We start from the raw sequence: 18,745 nt of genomic DNA on the forward strand, positions 1-18,745 counted from the left end.
CCCCTCCAAGTAATAGTGTAACATCCATGTGTGTATATGGTCTTTTTTACACTGTCTACCTAAAGGGGATAATATCATATTAGACTGGTCTTTTTACCTTCAAGCATGTACAGCATGTCCTATCGCCTGCAATAATGCCTCATGGATTGCTTCAGATAAAGTTGGATGTGCTGCAATATAATCTCTCATTATATCAGCGGTTACTTCTGTATGAATCATCACCGTTCCTTGTCCGATTAGTTCGGTTGCACGAGGACCGATAATAGAAATCCCTACAATTTCTTGATATTTAGGTTCCACAATAACTTTTACTTTCCCCGTTTGTTCTCCAATAATAAGCGCTTTTCCGTTCGCTGTAAATGCGAATTCTCCGATGAGGATGTCACCGTATTGCTCTCTTGCTCCTTTTTCTGTTAAACCGACACTAGCAATTTCTGGAGCTGTATAAATACAGCGAGGTACAGCATGATAGTTTACTTTCACATCTTCTCCGCTCGCGTGTAATGCCGCTGTCGTTCCTTCATGGAAGGCAACGTGAGCAAGCTGTATTCCACCAATCACATCACCCGCTGCGTAAATATGTGATCTATTTGTTTGCATATGTTCATTCACAGAAATTCCTTTATTCGGAAATTGAATGCCTGCTTTTTCTAAAGCTAATTCTTGTACACGTGGTTTTCGACCTACAGAAACGAGAACAAATTCCGGGTTGGCTTCTTGGATACTTCCTTCATATTCAAATGAAGCCTGCTTCTTATAATTATTTAATCCTTTTAAAGCCGCTCCTGTAAATATTTTTACGCCATCATTTTCTAGTTTCTCCCTTAAAATTTGTGCGATATCTTCATCTTCACCAGGTAATAATTGCGATGCCATTTCAACAATCGTAACTTTTGTTCCAAGACGACTATAAATGCTTGCAAACTCGCAACCTATTACACCACCACCAACGATGAATAATGATTTTGGTATATTTTCTAGGGACATTGCATGACTACTATTTAAAATCCACTTCCCATCAAATGGAGCAAAAGGTAATTCAGTTGGTTCTGATCCTGCCGCTATAATAAACTGGTCTCCAACTACTACATCTTCTTTATCACCATGTGTAACTCGCACACGGTGATCCGTTTCAAATTTCGCTTTACCTTGTATAACTTTTATTTTATTTTTCTTCATTAAATATTGGATTCCTTGGACGAGCTGCGTTACGATTTGTGATTTCCTCGCCTGTATTTGCTTCCAATCAATTGATATACTTCCTTCGTTAAGTGTAACTCCATAATTATTCGCTTTTCTCACAATGTCATGCACTTCCGCACTTTCTAACAATGATTTCGTAGGCATACAACCGACATTTAAACAAGTCCCGCCAAGATCAGCTTCATCAATAAGAGTGACATCTTTTCCATTTTGAGCCGCGGTAATTGCCGCTACATAACCAGCAGGTCCGCCCCCAATAACAACTAAATTACTCATTTTCTCACCTTCTCTTTATAAAAGAATTGTTACAGGCTCTTCTAAATACTCTTTAATTGTGCGTAAAAATGCAGCTGCTGGTGCACCGTCTAGTACACGATGATCGAATGTTAAACTTAAAGGTAACATACTTCCTTTTCTTAATTTTTTCCCTTTATATACAGGAACATGTTCAATTGCACCTACACCTAAAATACCAGTTTCAGGTGTATTTAATACTGGCGTAAAATATTCAATACCGAAGCTACCTAAATTACTAATTGTAAATGTTGTCCCTTGCATATCATCACTACTTAAACTGCCTGCTCGTGCCTTTTGTGCCACATTTTTAATCTCTTTAGATAACTCTACTAAAGATAGATTATTAGCAAAGCGAATAGCTGGAACGACTAATCCTTTTTCTAACGCGACCGCCATACCTAAATGAACATGTTCAAATTGATGAATGGCATCATTTATATACGCGCTGTTCATTTCTTTATGCTCTCTAAGCGCTAATACAACAGCACGAGAAACGAAATCAGTAATAGTTAGTTTGTTATCGTATCGTTTTTGTACAACTTCCGCTATTTCTTTATGTAAAGCAACTAAATCTGTAACATCTACTTTCATCGTTAATGTTAATTGCGCACTATTTTGTAAGCTTGCATGCATACGGTTCGCAATTGCTTTTCGCATACCAGTAATAGGAATGACTTTACTTTCTTCTTGTTCAAGTACTTCTGGAATTGCTACCCTTTCTTCAAGCGCCTTTAATACATCTACCTTTGTAATTCTTCCGCCAGGTCCTGTACCAATTAATGATCTAATATCGAGATTTTCAGTTTTTGCAATTTTCTTTGCTACTGGAGATATTTTAACTCTTTGCTTCGTCACATCTATCGCATATGGTTCTGGATGTTGTACCTTTTTAGGTTCTGGATTAGATGCTCTTTCTTCTACAACATGTATGTTTTCATGAACTTCTACTTTTTCGTCCGGTTTACCGATGTAGCAAATTACAGTACCCGGCGGCACTCCCTCATCTTCACTTACAGCTATATCAAGAACAGTTCCATCAGCTGGTGCTTCTATTTCAGTTTCGATTTTTTCCGAGTTAATACTAGCAATTAGTTCACCTTTTTCTACATTATCACCTGCTTTAATATTCCAGCTCGTAATAATACCTTCTTTCATCGCCATACCTAACTTCGGCATTACAACTTCTACAGCCATGTTTCTCTCTCCCTTCTCATCGTTTCATTACACACGTAATAAAGATTGGTCTCCGATCATTTCTGATACAGTTTCAATTACTTTCTCCGGCGTTGGTAAATATAACTTTTCAAGTGGTGGCGAAAACGGAACTGGTGTATGTGGTGCTGTAATTCGTTTAATAGGTGCATCTAACAAATCGAATCCTTTATCCGCTACAATTGCCGCAATATCTGTTGCGATACTACATCTTGGATTTGCTTCGTCAATAACAATCAGGCGATTCGTTTTTTCAACAGATGCTAAAATCGTATCTTCATCCAGTGGTGATAAAGAACGTGGATCGATTACTTCTACTTCGAGTCCTTTTTCCGATAATTGCTTTGCAGCTGCAAGTGCTATATGAACTTGTTTTCCAATTGCAACGATTGTTACATCAGAACCTTCACGTTTAATATCTGCTTTTCCTAAAGGAATTGTATAGTACCCTTCTGGTACTTCGCCTTTCATATTGTAAAGTGTTTTATCTTCAAAGAAGATTACTGGATCGTCATCTTCAATTGCCGCTAATAATAAGCCTTTTGCGTCATAAGGAGTGGAAGGAACGACAACTTTTATACCTGGAATGCTCGTAAATAACGCATATAAACTTTGTGAATGCTGTGCCGCTGCGCTAAATCCAGCACCGTGCATCGTACGTACTGTAACTGGCACTTTCGCTTTTCCACCGAACATATAGCGGAACTTTGCACCTTGGTTTAATACCTGATCAAGACAACTACCGATAAAATCATTAAACATTAATTCAGCTATCGGGCGTAAACCTGTTGCAGCAGCTGCCATCGCCGCTCCCATATAACCCGCTTCTGAAATTGGAGTATCTAAAATACGATTTCGACCAAATTCTTGTACAAGTCCTTTCGTAACACCGAGTACACCGCCCCATGCTTCATCATCTTGCAAGTGATCCACTTGTGCACCGCCTGCAACATCTTCTCCGATTAAAATTACATTTTCATCACGACGCATTGATATTTTCATCGCTTCATTAATTGCAGTTGACATACTTACTGTTCTAGTCATTATTTTTCACCCTCCTCTTATTTGTAAGAAACGTATACATCTTTTAATAATTCTTCATCTTCCGGATATGGACTATTTTCACTAAATTCAATTGATTGTTGCACTGCTTCATCTACTGCCTTTTCCATATCCACAAGTTCAGATTCTGTTAATAAAGCTTCATGAATTAAATGCTTACGGAAATTCACAATCGCATCTTTTTCATTTAAATGTTCTTCTTTTTCTTCTGAAGTTTTATATGTTTGCGCTTCACCTTCGAAATGACCGTAATTACGATATGTCATACATTCAATTATTGTTGGACCACCGCCATTACGCGCACGTTCTACTGCTTCTTCCGCCGCTTTATACACTGCAAGTAAATCTTTTCCATCTACTTGAACACCTGGAATATTGTAAGCTTTCGCTCGATCTGCAATGGAATCACAACTTGACGCATATTCAAATGTTGTTGCTTCACCGTAACCGTTATTTTCTGCGATAAAAATAACTGGTAACTTCCAAATCGCTGCTAAATTAACCCCTTCATGGAATGTTCCTTCATTATTTGCTCCGTCACCGAAGAAGCAAACACTTACATCTTTCGTTCCTTTATATTTAGCTGTTAATGCTGAACCGCAAGCAAGTGGAAAACCTCCGCCTACAATCCCATTTGCACCAAGCATTCCTTTATCTAAATCGGCAATATGCATTGAACCACCTTTACCTTTACATAACCCTGTCGCTTTCCCAAAAAGTTCGGCCATCATGCCATTTAAATCACAACCTTTTGCGATACAATGGCCGTGACCTCTATGCGTACTTGTAATACTGTCACTATCTGTTAAGTGGGCACATACACCAACTGCTACTGCTTCTTCACCAGCGTATAAATGAACGAAACCTGGCAGAACGCCTTGCGCGAACAATTCATGCACCTTGTCTTCAAACTTACGAATCTCTAACATTTTTTCATACATCCAACGAGCTTGTTCTTTCGTAATTTCATTCCCTTTACTTTCAGTTGTTTTTAACATGTCCAGCCCTCCTATTTTCTTGTTCATCTTTTATATTGCAAGTACTGTGCCAAATTCTAATCCCTGATTTAATAGGTTTTCTCTTTTCTTTCATAATAAAAAAGTGGACAAAATGAGACATCTGTCTCGTTTTGTCCACTTTTGTTCACCTAATTTGAGAATTATTATCTTATTCATTATCAAAACTCTTCTGTAATTTCCGAATGTAAATAATTTGACCAATGTGATACGCGTTATGAGTCGTTACATTAGCTAATACTTCCCACCACTTCGCACATACAGGAAATCCAATTACATCACTTTCAACCTTGTCTTCATTTATGAGACTTTGCCATTGTAACAGTTTCTCTAATAGTTTTTCTCTTAACTCTTCAAATGTTTGATTATCTGAAAGCATAAAACTTTTGTTATTATCACCAATAGCGGGCACAGCATTAACATTTGATTCTTTGTACCTTGTTTGCCATGTCGTATTCCAATACAGTAAATGTTGTACAATTTCAGCTATACTATTACTCTCTTCATTCGGTTTCCAGAAAGCTTCTCTCTCAGATAAATCCTTCACTGCATCTGAAAATGGAATATACCAACTCGGATCATTCGCATTTGCTAATAACTGATCTGCTAAAACATCTTTAACATGGAACACTTTGCTTCCCCCCCATTAAAAAGATTTATTTTAAGACAATACTTACTTCTCTATATACGCTGAGTCTACACAATTCCCTTTTTAAAATCATTCCAATACATATATAAATGAAAAAACAAAAGCACTTTATCATATAATCTTATTAAAACAACATGCATGATTAATAGATTTTATTCCTATAACTCGTTATGATAAAAGAAAAAGAAAGCGAGCGACCAATGAATAAAAAAATCGCGATTATTACAGGAGCATCAAGTGGATTCGGGCTATTAACGACACTTGAACTCGCAAAAAAAGATTATTTAGTTATCGCTACAATGCGCAATCTTGAGAAACAAGTAGACTTACTAGCTCAAGCTACTAAACTCAAATTACAACAAAACATAAAAGTTCAACAATTAGATATAACAGATCAAAATTCTATACATAATTTCCAATTGTTTTTAAAAGAAATTAATAGAGTTGACCTACTCATAAACAATGCAGGATATGCAAATGGGGGCTTTGTAGAAGAAATTCCAGTAGAGGAATATCGTAAACAATTTGAAACGAACCTTTTCGGAGCTATATCGATCACTCAGCTTGTTTTACCATATATGAGAGAACAAAAAAGTGGAAAAATCATTAATATAAGCAGTATTAGCGGTCAAGTCGGATTCCCTGGTCTATCTCCTTATGTTTCTTCAAAATATGCATTAGAAGGCTGGAGTGAATCACTTCGTTTAGAAGTAAAACCTTTCGGAATAGATGTTGCCTTACTTGAACCAGGTTCTTATAACACGAACATATGGGAAGTTGGTAAACAATTAGCTGAAAACCAATCTGATACAACCTCTCCTTACAAAGAATATATAGATAAAATACAAAAGCATATAAACAATGGCAACGATACACTTGGTAATCCGATGGATGTTGCCAATAAAATCGTAGAAATTGCTGAAGCAAGGCGTACTACATTACGATACCCAATTGGAAAAGGTGTAAAATTTATGATTTTTGCGAAGAAGATTCTTCCTTGGAGATTGTGGGAGTACCTTGTTTTGAAAAGCTTTAAGAAAATGTAATTACCTTTATTGATAACCATTTTGAAAGAGGTGCTAATTAAATGTTAGGTTTACCGTATGGAAAAGTATTTTTAGTTCCGTGGACTGAAGAATGGGAAATTGAGTTTATAAAAGAGAAACAATTCATTGAGGAACAAATTGGCGAACATATTTTAGCAATACACCATATTGGAAGTACTTCAATTCCATATTTAAGTGCAAAGCCAATTATTGATATAGCAATTGAACTAGAAGATTATAAGAACGGTTTAAAATGTATTAAAAAGTTAGAACTACTAAACTATAAATACAGAAAGGATGTACTGCCTGAAAGATACTATTTTAATAAAGGCGAACCACGAACTCATTAAATTCATATGTATGAACAAAGGAACAAATATTTAATAGAACAATTACAATTCAGAGATTACTTAATAGACAACAAAACTTCTCGTATACAGTATGAACAGTTAAAGATTCAACTTTCACGAGCTAATCCTAATGATAAACATCAATATGCAGAGGATAAAACAAATTTCATTACATCCATTGTAACAAAAATAAATGCATAAATTAAATAAGAAACCATTTAGCAGTAAATGGTTTCTTATTTATTAGTTATCTCATTATTTGTGCCTTCAATAATAAAATCTGCCAATTCATGTGGCTTATGACTTTCTACATACATATCTTCAGCAACCATCCAATTGTTTTCCCACATATCACGCGCTGTTTCCCCGTCTCTAGCAATCCCTCTTTTTATCCGTGTTTCACGAGGGCAATTCACCCATATTTTCAAATCATACACTTCAGCCAGCTCCTGACGTGTTGCATATACACCTTCTATAATAACAATTCCGTTTGCAGGGACAATATGAGCTTCCGCTAAAGAATCCGTTTCCCAATCATAACGTTTAAAACAGCCTTCAACGCCATTACTAATCGAATCTAAAACTTCTTGTAAAAGGCGTTTCCAATCAAAATCTGCACCAATTGATTTATTCGTAGGATGTTCATTTACAATTTGTGCACATGGTAAATAAAAATCATCCATATGAACAATCGTTACAGTGGAAAATTTACTTTTTATTTTACTAGCTAACGTACTTTTTCCTGCACCGCCACAACCATCAATACCTATTATTATAAGTGATTGCTCTTTACATTTTTCATGAGCCCATTTTAAAATTACGTTTAAATCCAACCTAATTGATCTTATATCTCTTAAATTCTACTATTAAAGTTTTATGTTGCAGGTGGAACGAAATAAAATAGTATTGAGAGCATCAATATAAATGCAACCAATCCCGTTATCGAAAGAATATATTCTTTTGATTCTCTATCATACTTCCATTCCATCCCTGCTCTTAAAGTCCATGATATTCCTAAATAAGTGAACATGACATAAGCCATTTTAGAGTTTTCAAATTTAAACATATAATAACAACTACCTATTACATAAATAATAATAAGCCCTATTTCTAATTTTACATGTAAACTATTCACATGCTTATATCCAAATAAGCCTCTTTTCTCCATATTCAATTTTCTTCTTAAAAACTGTTCTAAAAAGTAACCACCTATACCCAGTCCAATAATAATAATCAAAATTGTAGAGGTATCCATTGTTATCCCTCCTATTACTTTATTTATTTTTAGAAATAAAGTGGACTATTTTACGGTTATTCTCTTCTAAATAACTTACAATCCCTTCAGGGTATGTTGGCTTCGATTTTAATTCTTCTATACTTTTCCATATTAATATAATATCCGCATGTTCTTTATGTCTTATTTCATTTGTAATTATCTCTTCAACAGTTCCCCAATGTAGCAATGTACAGTGATGTCCTTTTTCGTTCTTCCACTCAAAAATATGCTCACTTACAATTGCTAACTCTTGAACATCAACTTTCAAATCGTATTCTTCCAGTAACTCTCGAATTATTGCTTCTTTTGCTGTTTCACCAAATTCAATAGAGCCACCTGGAAAACGATAAAATGATTGGTTCTCATCACATTGAACAAGTACTTTAGAATGATCTTCATTTAAAATCATTGCTTCAACGCGTAATTTAGGCATTTTCATTTTGTCTCTCCATTCATTCCACATATGATTAAATCCAATAGCTATAAAAGAAAAGATTAAGCATAATTCCTGTTATTATTAATAATGGAACCGTTCCTAAAGAAATGACATATTCCCTTGATTCTTTATCAAATTTCCATTCCATATATGATTGAAAGCAGTATAAAGTTATTAAAAATAAAATGGGTAAATTACTAATATAAATAGGATTTAAAGTGGCACATATCATCGTAACAATTATATAACAAATGATAAGAACCCTAGTGCCCCATTTATGAGAGGTGTTTACATATTTACTATTCCAATCAGTTTGTTTCGGTATATTTAATTTTTTTCTCACTACTTTTTCCAAAACAACTAAAAATATAATCCATACTATTAATAAAATTCCTTTAACTAAAAGCAGTGATGTCTCCTCCTTTTACCTTTTATCCGGCTGATCACTCGGATACGTAGAATCCTCTTTGTTTTCAACATCCCAACTAATTATTGTCGCACTATCTCGCCCAAATTGATGATGAACGTGTTCTAAAACATTGTGAACATTTTCTTTAAGCTCTATATTTTTTTCATTCATATCGTTATATAGATTTAATGGTGTTTCATAACGGCGTTCCCCACATTCTAATACCCCATCTGTCACCATTACAATTCGATTGTTACCAGTACGTAGTTCATGAATTCCTGAAGAATAGCAAGGAACAGGTAAATCAAATGTGTTTACATTTCCAATCCATTCGTAAAAGTGGCGTTGATTCAATGTATATTGTCCTAATTTATGTAATTCATCATGAAATACATAAACTAAGCAATCACCTATGGAAAGCCACCATATGTAATTTTCTTTTCTTACGCATAGTAAGCAAGCAGTTTCACCTTTTACCCTTTCGCACTTTTCTTTAAATGAGGGGGATTGAAATATTGTAAGTATATAATTTTCAACAGATTGAAATACGGTTTCAATTGATTCTTTCATAATCGCTTTTATATTTTCATATTCTTTTTCGATTGTATGTACTACCAATTCAACACTTTCTGCACTATTATGTCCATCTAATATAACAGCGAATTCCCAATCACCATTTGACCAAACTAACGCACCGTCTTCATTCTTTTTTGCTCCGGCACTTATATTCCCGCCGTATTTACCAAGTACGATATCACCATATTGCTTTACTGAAACTTCGTCTAAACACATTTCCCTACTTCCAACCCATGAATATTGTGTATTATTTGTTGTATGCATACTCATTTACCATATACTTTCGTATTCTTTCGCATAGTTTTTTAATTTTCTCTGAATCTCCATGTGGTGCACCAGTCCAATTTGCTACTTCAGTCGGTGACCAAAACTCTTTTGGTGTATTTGGATAACGCGGAATAATGTGCATATGCAAATGTGGTACACCATTACCTGAAACGAAACTGTAAATATGTTCTGCACCTTTGCTTTCTTTAAGCGCTTTACTTACTCTACTTGTTATCAGTCCGAATGCCTTTGCCTCATCTTCAGTTAATTCAGCGAGAACAGGTACATGTCTCTTTATATCAATCATTACATAACCAAGATATGTTTCTTCTGCATCCCAATGGACATGTCCAACGTAAATGAGTTCATCTTCGTAAATAGCTCCACCTGGAACTGTAATGTTCCCTTTATGTTTTTCACAAATGAAGCAGTTTTGTTCTACTTGATTGTTTATTGGCATATCCATCACCATCCTTTGCATATATAATATCATAAAAAAAGGAAAAATAGGTTTTATATTCCAAAAATTCAATCTCTTGAAATGAGAATTTTCACATTAAAATAATTTACAACTCATTATTTCTTCAAAAGCGTAATCCCCATTCCAACTGCAATCCCAATCGCTATTCCGATTGCTATATTATCATTAAATACACCAGGAATTACACCGATTACAACACCTATAGCGACACCAATTGTCATAGCATCATTTCTTTTTTTATTATTAGCCAAAATAGCATCTCCTCTCATAATTTCTCCCCATATAATATCCATTTACATGAACGTTGCTGTCTCCTATTATATTTGCTATTCCGCTTGAAAATTTCCAGAAAATGTACTTTATTACTTTTCCATTCCCCCAACATAATCCTCTTCGTTTGAAAGAATTTTTAAGTCACCATTACATATACATAGGCATTTACTATAAGAAAGATCAGTAATTTATTGAAGGAGGAACGATTCAAATGTATCCTCATTGGAATCCAAATATAAATCAACAATATGCTTACTCCCCCATCCAGTAAGGAATACACTGCATTATGATTCGCAATACATGATGCAGCGTATCGCAAGCCTTGAAAGCCAATTAGCTAAATTAATCTCATTAATCGAAGAAAATAATCAATTAATAAAATCAATGGAACAACAGCAAAACCAAGTTTGTGCACCAGCTGGAGGTTCTGTTATTGTTCGGATGTAATTCGAATTCAAAAAACACACTTTTTAGTATAAAGTGTGTTTTTTGAATTATTTTCTTTTTGTATAAAACCCTTGCGTAATTCGGTCTAATATAATCGCAATCACGACGATAGCTAGTCCAGCTTCAAATCCCATTCCGATATTTACTTGTGTTACAGAGCGATATACATCGACGCCAAGTCCTGGCGCTCCTACAAGTGAAGCTGTTACAACCATTGATAACGAAAGCATAATACTTTGATTCACGCCAGCCATGATCGTTCCGGTTGCGAGCGGTAATTGTACTTTAAATAATTTTTGTGATGCGGTAGAGCCAAACGCATTCGCAGCTTCAATTAAATCTTCTGGAACTTGTCTAATTCCTAAGTCTGTAAATCTGATTGTCGGTGGCATAGCAAAAATAACGGAAGCAATAATGCCTGGTACGACGCCTACTCCAAAAAATGTTATCGCGGGAATGAGATAGACGAATGCCGGCATTGTTTGCATAAAATCTAATGTCGGTTTTAAAAATTTTGAGAAACGTTCATTTTGAGATGCTAAAATGCCAATGGGAATTCCGATAATAATTGAAATAATAACTGACGTAAGTACGAGCGCTAATGTTTGCATCGTTTGTGCCCAGTAGTTAATATTTAAAATAAATAATAATCCGATGAGCGTAAAAATGACTAAAGATAATTTCCTCGTTGTGTACCAAATGAGGAAACATAAGATGATAATCATCACTATGGCTGGTATTATTGTTAAAAAATTAGTGAGTAAATCAACAAATCCACCGATAATATAGGAGAATCCTCGGAACAAGCCTTCAAAGTGCTCATATAAACTTGCAACAAATGAATCGACCCATTCGCCTAATGGAATGCGCGGAATATTATTCATCGTCTTTCACCTCTTCCTCAATGTTACCTGCAAGAGCTTGAATGACACTTTCACGTTTAATAATTCCTCTCAACCTTTTCTTTTCATCAATTACGGGTAATGGATATTTCATCTCCGCCATTTTTGCATACGTTTCTTCCAGTAATGTATCTAGATAAACGTGTGGAATATCATTAAGTAATAAATCAGCAATTGGCCATTGTTTTTTCATTGCTTTACTTGCATCATCCGCTGTTAAAATACCTAAAAACTCATACTTTTTGTTCACAACATATACCGTAGAAACACCTGCATTTCTCATAATTTGCAGAGCTACACGCGGCCCACGATCGATTAATAACGTTTCTGGTCTTTTTAAAATAGATTCTGCCGTAATTACTTTTCCTAAATTCACATCCGCCACGAATTTCTCTACAAATTCATTTGCAGGGCTCATCATAATTTCTTCCGGTGTTCCAATTTGGACAATTTCTCCATCTTTCATTAATGCGATACGATCACCAATTCGAAGAGCTTCATCTAAATCATGTGTAATAAAAATAATTGTTTTTTCCATTTTATCTTGTAACTCTAACAATTCATCTTGCATTTCTTTTCGAATTAGTGGATCTAATGCACTAAATGACTCGTCCATTAGTAATACATCTGGATTATTCGTTAGTGCCCTTGCAATTCCAACACGCTGCTGCATACCACCACTAAGTTGACTAGGGTAATTATCTTTATGATGATCGAGTCCTACTAACTGTAGCGATTCTAACGCCTTATTTTCTCGTTCCTCTACTGGAACTCCTTGAATTTCTAACCCGTACGCAACGTTTTGTATTACCGTACGATGTGGAAATAAAGCAAACTTCTGAAAAACCATACTCATTTTCGTCCTTCTTACTCTTCGCAATTCTTCTTTTCCCATCGTTGCGATGTCTTCACCATCTATGTATATATGCCCGGCTGTCGGTTTGATTAATTGATTTAGCATTCGAACTAGCGTTGATTTCCCACTACCAGACAAACCCATAATAACGAAAATTTCTCCAGTGTATACTTCAAACGTTGCCTTTTTCACACCAACGTTCATTCCTGTCTCCTTTAAAATTTCCGATTTGCTTTTTCCTTCTTTTAATAAGGTAAGCGCTCGTTGCGGATGTTTCCCAAAGACTTTTGTTACATTTTCAACACGTACCTTTGTATTATCCATGTCACTACTCCTTTTCTACCCATCTATTTACATAGTGTTGCGATTTTACAGAGAAATATTACATAAAAATGACATATATAAGATTTCTTTAAAAATTCTTGTTTCCGTTCATAATAAGAAGGTTCACTTATAGATTAATTTATAAAAAGCAAAAGCTTCACAGGAGGTTTTGAATGCGAAAAAAAATATGGATTATAAGTCTGTTACTATTTATTAGTATGATTTTCACTTCTTGTAATGCAACAAATGCAAATTCGAAAGGAAAAATTAAACTTGGTGTAACAAGTTGGAAAGAAAATATTGCAACCGCAAATATGTGGAAAGTTTTATTAGAAGAAAAAGGCTATAAAGTTGAACTCATGTATTTAGAAAAAGCTGCGATATGGACTGGCGTCGCACGTGGTGATGTTGATGCGAATCTAGAAGTATGGCTTCCTGTTACGGATAAACCATTAAATGCCCGTTACAAAGATGACTTCGTCTTAAAATCAAAATGGTATGAAGGTACTGGGCTTGGTTTAGTCGTCCCTTCTTATGTGAAAAACGTTAACAGTATTGAAGATTTAAATGCACATAAAGATGAGCTAGATAATAAAATTGTTGGGATTGAACCTGGTAGTAGCCTAATGAATTTAACGAATAAAGCAATGAAGGAATATGATATAAAACTAAAACTTGTCCAATCTTCAGAAGCTGCGATGATGAGCGAACTAAAGAAGGCATATACGAAAAAGAAACCAATTGCTGTTACGCTTTGGAATCCTCATTGGGGCTTTTCAGAATTTGACTTAAAATATTTAAAAGACCCTAAGAAAGTATATGGTGAAAAAGATGACATTTATTACTCAGTTCGTAAAGGTTTCGAAAAAGATCATCCGGATATTGTGAAATACTTTGATCAATGGAAAATGAACGATGAACAACTTGGTACGTTAATGGTCATGTTAAATAAAACGAAAGATCCAGAAGAAGCTGCTCGAAAATGGATAAAAAAGAATCAAGCTTTAGTTGATGAATGGATAAAAGAATAAAGAATGACAAAAACAGGCTAGAGAATTTAGTATATTCTCTAGCCTGTTTTACGTTATTTTTTCTCAACAACTGCATCAACAATTCCATATTCCTTCGCTTCTACTGCCGTCATAAAATAATCTCTTTCTGTATCATGAGCTACCTTTTCTACTGGTTGCCCTGTTCGATCAGATATAATTTTGTTAATATCATATTTTAACTTTAATATTCTTTTTGCTGTAATTTCAATCTCCGTTGCTTGCCCTTTTACACCGCCGAGCGGTTGATGAATCATGATTTCACTGTTAGGGAGCGCAAATCTTTTTCCTTTTGCGCCAGCTAATAGTAAAAGCGCACCAAATGATGCCGCAAAGCCCATACAAAGTGTTTGCACATCTGGTTTAATAAGGTTCATCGTATCTAATATTGCAAATCCCGCTGTCGTTGAACCACCCGGACTATTGATATACAGGAATATATCTTTTTCTGCATCTTCCGCTTCTAAAAACAATAATTGTGCTACTACACTGCTTGCAACTTGATCGTTAATTTCTGAACCAATCATAATAATTCGGTCTTTTAATAATCTTGAATATATATCATAGGAGCGTTCTCCTAATTTCGTTTGTTCTATTACGTAAGGAATTACACTCATTATAAATCCCTCCATCTGTTTTATGCCGCATTAAGCATACAACTGTAAGAAGAAGATTGTTTCATACTGAAGAATAACACTGGTTGTATTGATGGTAACTTAGTGAAATCTATTGTTGGGAGAAGTTTCGTCAACAATTCAGGTCTTTCTTCTCGAATAGAAGTTACAACGATTTCAACATCTTCCGTGTACTCCACTATTTCAATGCCTTCTTCATTTACAGTTTTCAGCCTATTTCTACTCCTAAATAAAGATGCTTTCACTGCGCCTTCTGATACCGAACATACTTTAGCAATATCCGCGATACTATACTGAAAAACATCCTTCAATAATAAAATTACGGATTGTTGCACATTTAACGAAGACAATACTTTCCCTACCATTTCATGCAAATCTGCAATTTTCCCATGTGGTTCTTCAAATGTATTTTGCTGTTCTAACTTTTCTTGAACGGATTTTGATTTCATTTGATCTAACCATTGATTTCGAGCAATTTTATACAGAAGCGTTATACAAATTTCCTTCTCACTATACTTTTGAAGAACTTTGCAAATTGCTTCTTGGGCAAGGTCTTCCCCATCCCATTTGTTTTTCGTCAAAAACGTACAGTATCTTTTTACCTCTGCATAATGTGTAATTAAAAAATTTATATTTGAATGATTCATATCGATATGATCCTTTAAAACCTGAGTTACTTTTGTGCACAAAATAACCACTCCTTTTCAGCGCTTACTTAATAAACGATTGAACAAATAAAAAAGTTACGGGGCTTATAATTAATTTTATGTTTATGTTCATGAATACGGGTCATAAATATGTTATATAGCATTTTACATGAGGAGGAATCAATTTGCCAAAATTAACAGTTGAAGGTACCGGAACTTTCGATATTAAAGAAGGAACGAAATTAGTATTAGCACTTGAAGATAACGGTGTACACATTCTTCATCGTTGCGGTGGCAAAGCAAGATGTACAACTTGTAGAGTTGAAGTCATTGCAGGTGATTTTTGTGAGGCGACAAATGATGAAAAACAAGCTATTACGGAAAAAGGAATTGAAGACCACTTACGATTATCGTGCCAAATGCGTGTACATAAAGATATTACCGTTCGCCCTATACTTACAGTTGAAAATTCCGGTTTAGATGCTGGACCACGCCCAGCGGAGTAAAATGATGAATTTAAAACAGCTTGCAGGCGAATATGCTGCTGGCTTTGTAAGAGATGGTATGACGATTGGACTTGGTACGGGTTCAACCGTATATTGGACGATACAAAAGTTAGGTCACCGTGTACAAGAAGGGTTATCTATTCAAGCTGCACCGACATCAAAAGAAACTGAAGTATTAGCAAAACAATTATCCATTCCGCTAATCTCTTTAAATGAAGCCGATATACTCGATCTCACAATTGATGGAGCAGATGAAATCAATAATGATTTACAATTAATAAAAGGTGGTGGTGGTGCATTACTTCGCGAAAAGATTGTTGCCACCTCCTCTAAAGAACTTATTATTATTGCAGATGAATCCAAACTCGTTTCACATTTAGGTACCTTTCCACTTCCTATTGAAATCATCCCCTTCTCTTGGAAGCAAACTGAAAAGAGAATTCAATCTTTAGGATGCGAAACGCGTTTACGTATGAAAGATGGCGGACCATTTATAACTGATAACGGCAATTTAATTATTGATTGTATTTTTCCAAACAAAATATTGAATCCAAATGATACACATACAGAGTTAAAGATGATTACCGGTGTAGTTGAAACAGGATTATTTATCAATATGACGAGCAAAGCGATCATCGGAACAAAAAACGGTATAAAAGAATATTAAGCATTTTAAAGGCTGACTTTTGCAAGTCAGTTTTTTCTTTTATAGCATTACAGTATGATATACTATGAAAACACATTCATATCACACTAGAAAGGGCTGAACAATTTGCAATCCAAACTCATAACAGAACTTACAGATTTAGAAACTGCCTTTCACATTCGAAAAGAAGTCTTTGTAAAAGAACAAGGTGTCCCACTTGAAGATGAATTCGATACATATGACCAAATTGGCGAGGCATGCAAACATATATTAGTTTATTATAATGAACTTCCTGTAGGAACTGGCCGTATACGATTCGTTGACGGAATGGGTAAACTAGAAAGGATTTGTATTTTAAAAGACTATCGCAAATACGGATTAGGCAAAGTAATCATTCAAAAGTTAGAAGAGATTGCTCGTAACAAAGAAGCAAACAAAGTGAAACTACACGGTCAAACACAAGCTGAAGGGTTTTATGAAAAATTAGGCTATCAAACTTCTTCCGACGTATTTATGGAAGATGGAATTCCACATATTCTTATGACGAAAGTGTTATCATAATAGAAAGGTTACTATATGATTCTACATTATGTATTCGTATAGTAACCTTTCTGTAGCTTATTCGTTTGAAAGTCTTTTTGATGAATATTCTAGATTAATACAAAAAGACGACGCTGAATACGTCGTCTTTTTTATAAGCAGCAAAGTTAACTCTCAAACTTCCTTTTTTTGCATCAAAGCCCATCATCTTTCATTTCATTTTGAGGTAAAGCTTACACTGTTTTCCATAAGGATAAAGCAAAAATCCAGTTTGGATCCCCATGTCCTTCATAATTCTGGACTGCTTCATACACTTTTCCCTCGTGTAAAACTCTATCTTCCTTTTTATATGCTTTCTTTGCATCCCACGCTTCATATGAAGCGCTTTCAGTTTTTGTAGTAATTGTGAACGTATCACTTTGTACGGATTCATTTCCAACTACATCCACTGCTTTCACTGCATATTTATAAGTAGTATTAGCGAGTAAATTTTTATCCATATAAGAAGTCGTATTGGATGTTGCAATTTTTTTCATTGTTCCTTCTATTTCTCTATAAATATCGTAATAGTCTACTCCAACGTTATCATCAGATGGGCTCCACATTAGATCCACACTTGACGCTGTTGTTCCCATGCTATGTAATCCTTTTGGTTGTGTTGGTGCTTCTGTATCAGGAGCTTCAACTGTTGTTTTCACTGTAAGCGCTGTACTTTCTTTCGATACATTGCCAGCTGCGTCAATTGCTTTTACAGTATAAGTGTATTCTGTGCTTGGTTGTAATTTCTTATCAATAAAATAAGTGCCTGGTACTGTGTCAATCATCTCTCCGTTACGGAAGATTTGGTACCCTTTTACTCCTACATTATCCGTAGAAACGTTCCATGTTAGTTCTATACTATTCGCTGTTACTTTTTGCGCCTGAATTCCATTTGGAATACTTGGCGCTTCTGTGTCTGGTTTCACATTATTGATGAGATTCACATCAATTACATTATAGAACGCATTTGCTGTATCAGCTACATCCCATACAGCTAAAATCACATGATATCCACTACGGTCAGTAGGTACATTGATTTTATGAGTTAAATTATTTGAAGCTGCAGAACCATCATGTTGTACAGTGCCAATTGGCTCAAAGTCTGCTCTTGTTAGTGCTTTATTTGGATTCCATCCTTTTTTTGTAATATAGTAGTGCCATTTGCTTGTTAAGTGAGGTGCTGTATACTTCCAAGTAAATGTATTTTCCCCACCAGTGATTGTATTTTTAAACCAACGATTTGCTGTTTGTTGATCTAAAATACCGCCAAATTTTCCACCTGCAGAAGCGATTTGCCCATCAACTGGGCCACCTTGTGGGAATCCTTTTGAAGCTTCTAAACTTTGTGGTTCATACATAACACTTCCGCAGTTTACATTTAGAGCACCATAAGTTGGACTACATAAAGCTGAACGGCTACCAGGCTTTTCAACAAAGCCGTGCGCGTATGCATTTTGAGGAATAAGTGTCGTGCTGATAATTCCAGCTGTTAATGCAACAGCTCCTATACTTTTTTTGTTCATTTTCAAGTTTTGTAGTTGTTTTAAAAATCGATTATTCATGTTCCTGTCCCCTTCTTGTTATACTTCGTAGTGTAATGT

At 35.1% G+C, this 18,745-nt stretch carries 22 protein-coding genes and 2 pseudogenes; 7 read left to right on the top strand and 17 right to left on the bottom strand.

The genetic code is table 11. From position 1 onward, the window contains the following. Window positions 1–99: 99 nt before the first annotated feature. The 5 genes from lpdA to SB773_RS25740 all read right to left on the bottom strand — a co-directional run bounded on the left by lpdA (window position 100) and on the right by SB773_RS25740 (window position 5,421). A complete protein-coding gene (lpdA, locus tag SB773_RS25720; protein WP_410592937.1) occupies window positions 100–1,479 on the bottom strand; it encodes a dihydrolipoyl dehydrogenase in 1,380 nt (459 codons plus the stop codon). Between the two features lie 15 nt (window positions 1,480–1,494). Further along, on the bottom strand, window positions 1,495–2,694 hold the full coding sequence (locus tag SB773_RS25725) for a dihydrolipoamide acetyltransferase family protein (RefSeq protein WP_410592939.1): 1,200 nt from the start codon (window positions 2,692–2,694) through the stop codon (window positions 1,495–1,497). A gap of 27 nt (window positions 2,695–2,721) precedes the next feature. Next, window positions 2,722–3,756, bottom strand: a complete 1,035-nt coding sequence (gene acoB, locus SB773_RS25730) for an acetoin:2,6-dichlorophenolindophenol oxidoreductase subunit beta (protein WP_410592941.1) — start codon at window positions 3,754–3,756, stop codon at window positions 2,722–2,724. Window positions 3,757–3,773: 17 nt separating this feature from the next. Continuing rightward, the gene (gene acoA / locus SB773_RS25735; protein WP_016091510.1) at window positions 3,774–4,772 is read right to left on the bottom strand and encodes an acetoin:2,6-dichlorophenolindophenol oxidoreductase subunit alpha; all 999 of its coding nucleotides are present in this window, start codon (window positions 4,770–4,772) and stop codon (window positions 3,774–3,776) included. Window positions 4,773–4,941: 169 nt separating this feature from the next. Then, entirely contained in the window at window positions 4,942–5,421 is a 480-nt protein-coding gene (locus SB773_RS25740) for a DinB family protein (RefSeq protein ID WP_410592949.1), read from the bottom strand. A 218-nt stretch (window positions 5,422–5,639) separates the two neighbouring features. On the opposite strand from SB773_RS25740, the gene SB773_RS25745 reads away from it, so the two are divergent. Further along, the gene (locus SB773_RS25745; protein ID WP_410592950.1) at window positions 5,640–6,485 is read left to right on the top strand and encodes an oxidoreductase; all 846 of its coding nucleotides are present in this window, start codon (window positions 5,640–5,642) and stop codon (window positions 6,483–6,485) included. A 41-nt stretch (window positions 6,486–6,526) separates the two neighbouring features. Continuing rightward, window positions 6,527–7,036, top strand: a pseudogene (locus tag SB773_RS25750) (GrpB family protein). Window positions 7,037–7,071: 35 nt separating this feature from the next. Here the strand turns inward: SB773_RS25750 and SB773_RS25755 are convergent. From SB773_RS25755 to SB773_RS25785, 7 genes are all read right to left on the bottom strand, one after another. Beyond that, complete coding sequence (locus tag SB773_RS25755) at window positions 7,072–7,668, bottom strand: uridine kinase family protein (RefSeq protein ID WP_088033611.1); 597 nt, start codon at window positions 7,666–7,668, stop codon at window positions 7,072–7,074. Between the two features lie 41 nt (window positions 7,669–7,709). Continuing rightward, complete coding sequence (locus SB773_RS25760; protein WP_088033609.1) at window positions 7,710–8,090, bottom strand: DUF4181 domain-containing protein; 381 nt, start codon at window positions 8,088–8,090, stop codon at window positions 7,710–7,712. Window positions 8,091–8,109: 19 nt separating this feature from the next. Continuing rightward, window positions 8,110–8,550 carry an NUDIX domain-containing protein gene (locus tag SB773_RS25765; protein WP_113734912.1) on the bottom strand — a complete coding sequence of 147 codons (441 nt, stop codon included), beginning with the start codon at window positions 8,548–8,550 and terminating at the stop codon, window positions 8,110–8,112. Between the two features lie 28 nt (window positions 8,551–8,578). Then, on the bottom strand, window positions 8,579–8,902 hold the full coding sequence (locus SB773_RS25770) for a DUF4181 domain-containing protein (RefSeq protein WP_088033605.1): 324 nt from the start codon (window positions 8,900–8,902) through the stop codon (window positions 8,579–8,581). Between the two features lie 69 nt (window positions 8,903–8,971). Then, window positions 8,972–9,802, bottom strand: coding sequence for a PP2C family serine/threonine-protein phosphatase (locus SB773_RS25775; protein WP_410592951.1), 831 nt, complete (start codon window positions 9,800–9,802; stop codon window positions 8,972–8,974). Further along, entirely contained in the window at window positions 9,780–10,271 is a 492-nt protein-coding gene (locus SB773_RS25780) for an HIT family protein (RefSeq protein ID WP_410592986.1), read from the bottom strand. Before SB773_RS25780 ends, SB773_RS25775 begins: the two co-directional genes overlap by 23 nt. A 104-nt stretch (window positions 10,272–10,375) precedes the next feature. Next, window positions 10,376–10,549, bottom strand: a complete 174-nt coding sequence (locus tag SB773_RS25785; RefSeq protein ID WP_002085128.1) for a glycine zipper domain-containing protein — start codon at window positions 10,547–10,549, stop codon at window positions 10,376–10,378. A gap of 215 nt (window positions 10,550–10,764) precedes the next feature. On the opposite strand from SB773_RS25785, the pseudogene SB773_RS25790 reads away from it, so the two are divergent. Beyond that, window positions 10,765–11,000, top strand: a pseudogene (locus SB773_RS25790) (hypothetical protein). Window positions 11,001–11,047: 47 nt separating this feature from the next. Here the strand turns inward: SB773_RS25790 and SB773_RS25795 are convergent. Further along, complete coding sequence (locus SB773_RS25795; protein ID WP_002127727.1) at window positions 11,048–11,884, bottom strand: ABC transporter permease; 837 nt, start codon at window positions 11,882–11,884, stop codon at window positions 11,048–11,050. Further along, complete coding sequence (locus tag SB773_RS25800; RefSeq protein ID WP_002013036.1) at window positions 11,877–13,082, bottom strand: quaternary amine ABC transporter ATP-binding protein; 1,206 nt, start codon at window positions 13,080–13,082, stop codon at window positions 11,877–11,879. Before SB773_RS25800 ends, SB773_RS25795 begins: the two co-directional genes overlap by 8 nt. Window positions 13,083–13,255: 173 nt before the next feature. Between SB773_RS25800 and SB773_RS25805 the strand changes: the two genes are divergently transcribed. Next, entirely contained in the window at window positions 13,256–14,113 is an 858-nt protein-coding gene (locus SB773_RS25805) for a glycine betaine ABC transporter substrate-binding protein (protein ID WP_002085124.1), read from the top strand. Window positions 14,114–14,166: 53 nt separating this feature from the next. On the opposite strand, the gene clpP is transcribed toward SB773_RS25805, so the two are convergent. Together clpP and SB773_RS25815 are read right to left on the bottom strand one after the other, a co-directional pair. Then, on the bottom strand, window positions 14,167–14,748 hold the full coding sequence (gene clpP / locus SB773_RS25810) for an ATP-dependent Clp endopeptidase proteolytic subunit ClpP (RefSeq protein ID WP_410592952.1): 582 nt from the start codon (window positions 14,746–14,748) through the stop codon (window positions 14,167–14,169). Window positions 14,749–14,768: 20 nt separating this feature from the next. Continuing rightward, complete coding sequence (locus SB773_RS25815; protein ID WP_113734906.1) at window positions 14,769–15,455, bottom strand: RNA polymerase subunit sigma-70; 687 nt, start codon at window positions 15,453–15,455, stop codon at window positions 14,769–14,771. Window positions 15,456–15,598: 143 nt separating this feature from the next. Between SB773_RS25815 and SB773_RS25820 the strand changes: the two genes are divergently transcribed. From SB773_RS25820 to SB773_RS25830, 3 genes are all read left to right on the top strand, one after another. Then, complete coding sequence (locus tag SB773_RS25820; RefSeq protein WP_001125405.1) at window positions 15,599–15,919, top strand: 2Fe-2S iron-sulfur cluster-binding protein; 321 nt, start codon at window positions 15,599–15,601, stop codon at window positions 15,917–15,919. A gap of 4 nt (window positions 15,920–15,923) precedes the next feature. Next, window positions 15,924–16,586 carry a ribose 5-phosphate isomerase A gene (gene rpiA / locus SB773_RS25825; protein ID WP_410592989.1) on the top strand — a complete coding sequence of 221 codons (663 nt, stop codon included), beginning with the start codon at window positions 15,924–15,926 and terminating at the stop codon, window positions 16,584–16,586. 105 nt (window positions 16,587–16,691) lie between these two features. Next, the gene (locus tag SB773_RS25830) at window positions 16,692–17,126 is read left to right on the top strand and encodes a GNAT family N-acetyltransferase (RefSeq protein ID WP_002189834.1); all 435 of its coding nucleotides are present in this window, start codon (window positions 16,692–16,694) and stop codon (window positions 17,124–17,126) included. Between the two features lie 212 nt (window positions 17,127–17,338). Here SB773_RS25830 and SB773_RS25835 read toward each other — a convergent pair whose 3' ends face one another. Further along, window positions 17,339–18,706 carry a lytic polysaccharide monooxygenase gene (locus tag SB773_RS25835; RefSeq protein WP_410592953.1) on the bottom strand — a complete coding sequence of 456 codons (1,368 nt, stop codon included), beginning with the start codon at window positions 18,704–18,706 and terminating at the stop codon, window positions 17,339–17,341. Window positions 18,707–18,745 lie beyond the last annotated feature (39 nt).

Source organism: Bacillus sp. SIMBA_074 (genome assembly GCF_046534555.1).
In the GTDB taxonomy this organism is placed as follows: Bacteria; Bacillota; Bacilli; order Bacillales; family Bacillaceae_G; genus Bacillus_A; species Bacillus_A mycoides.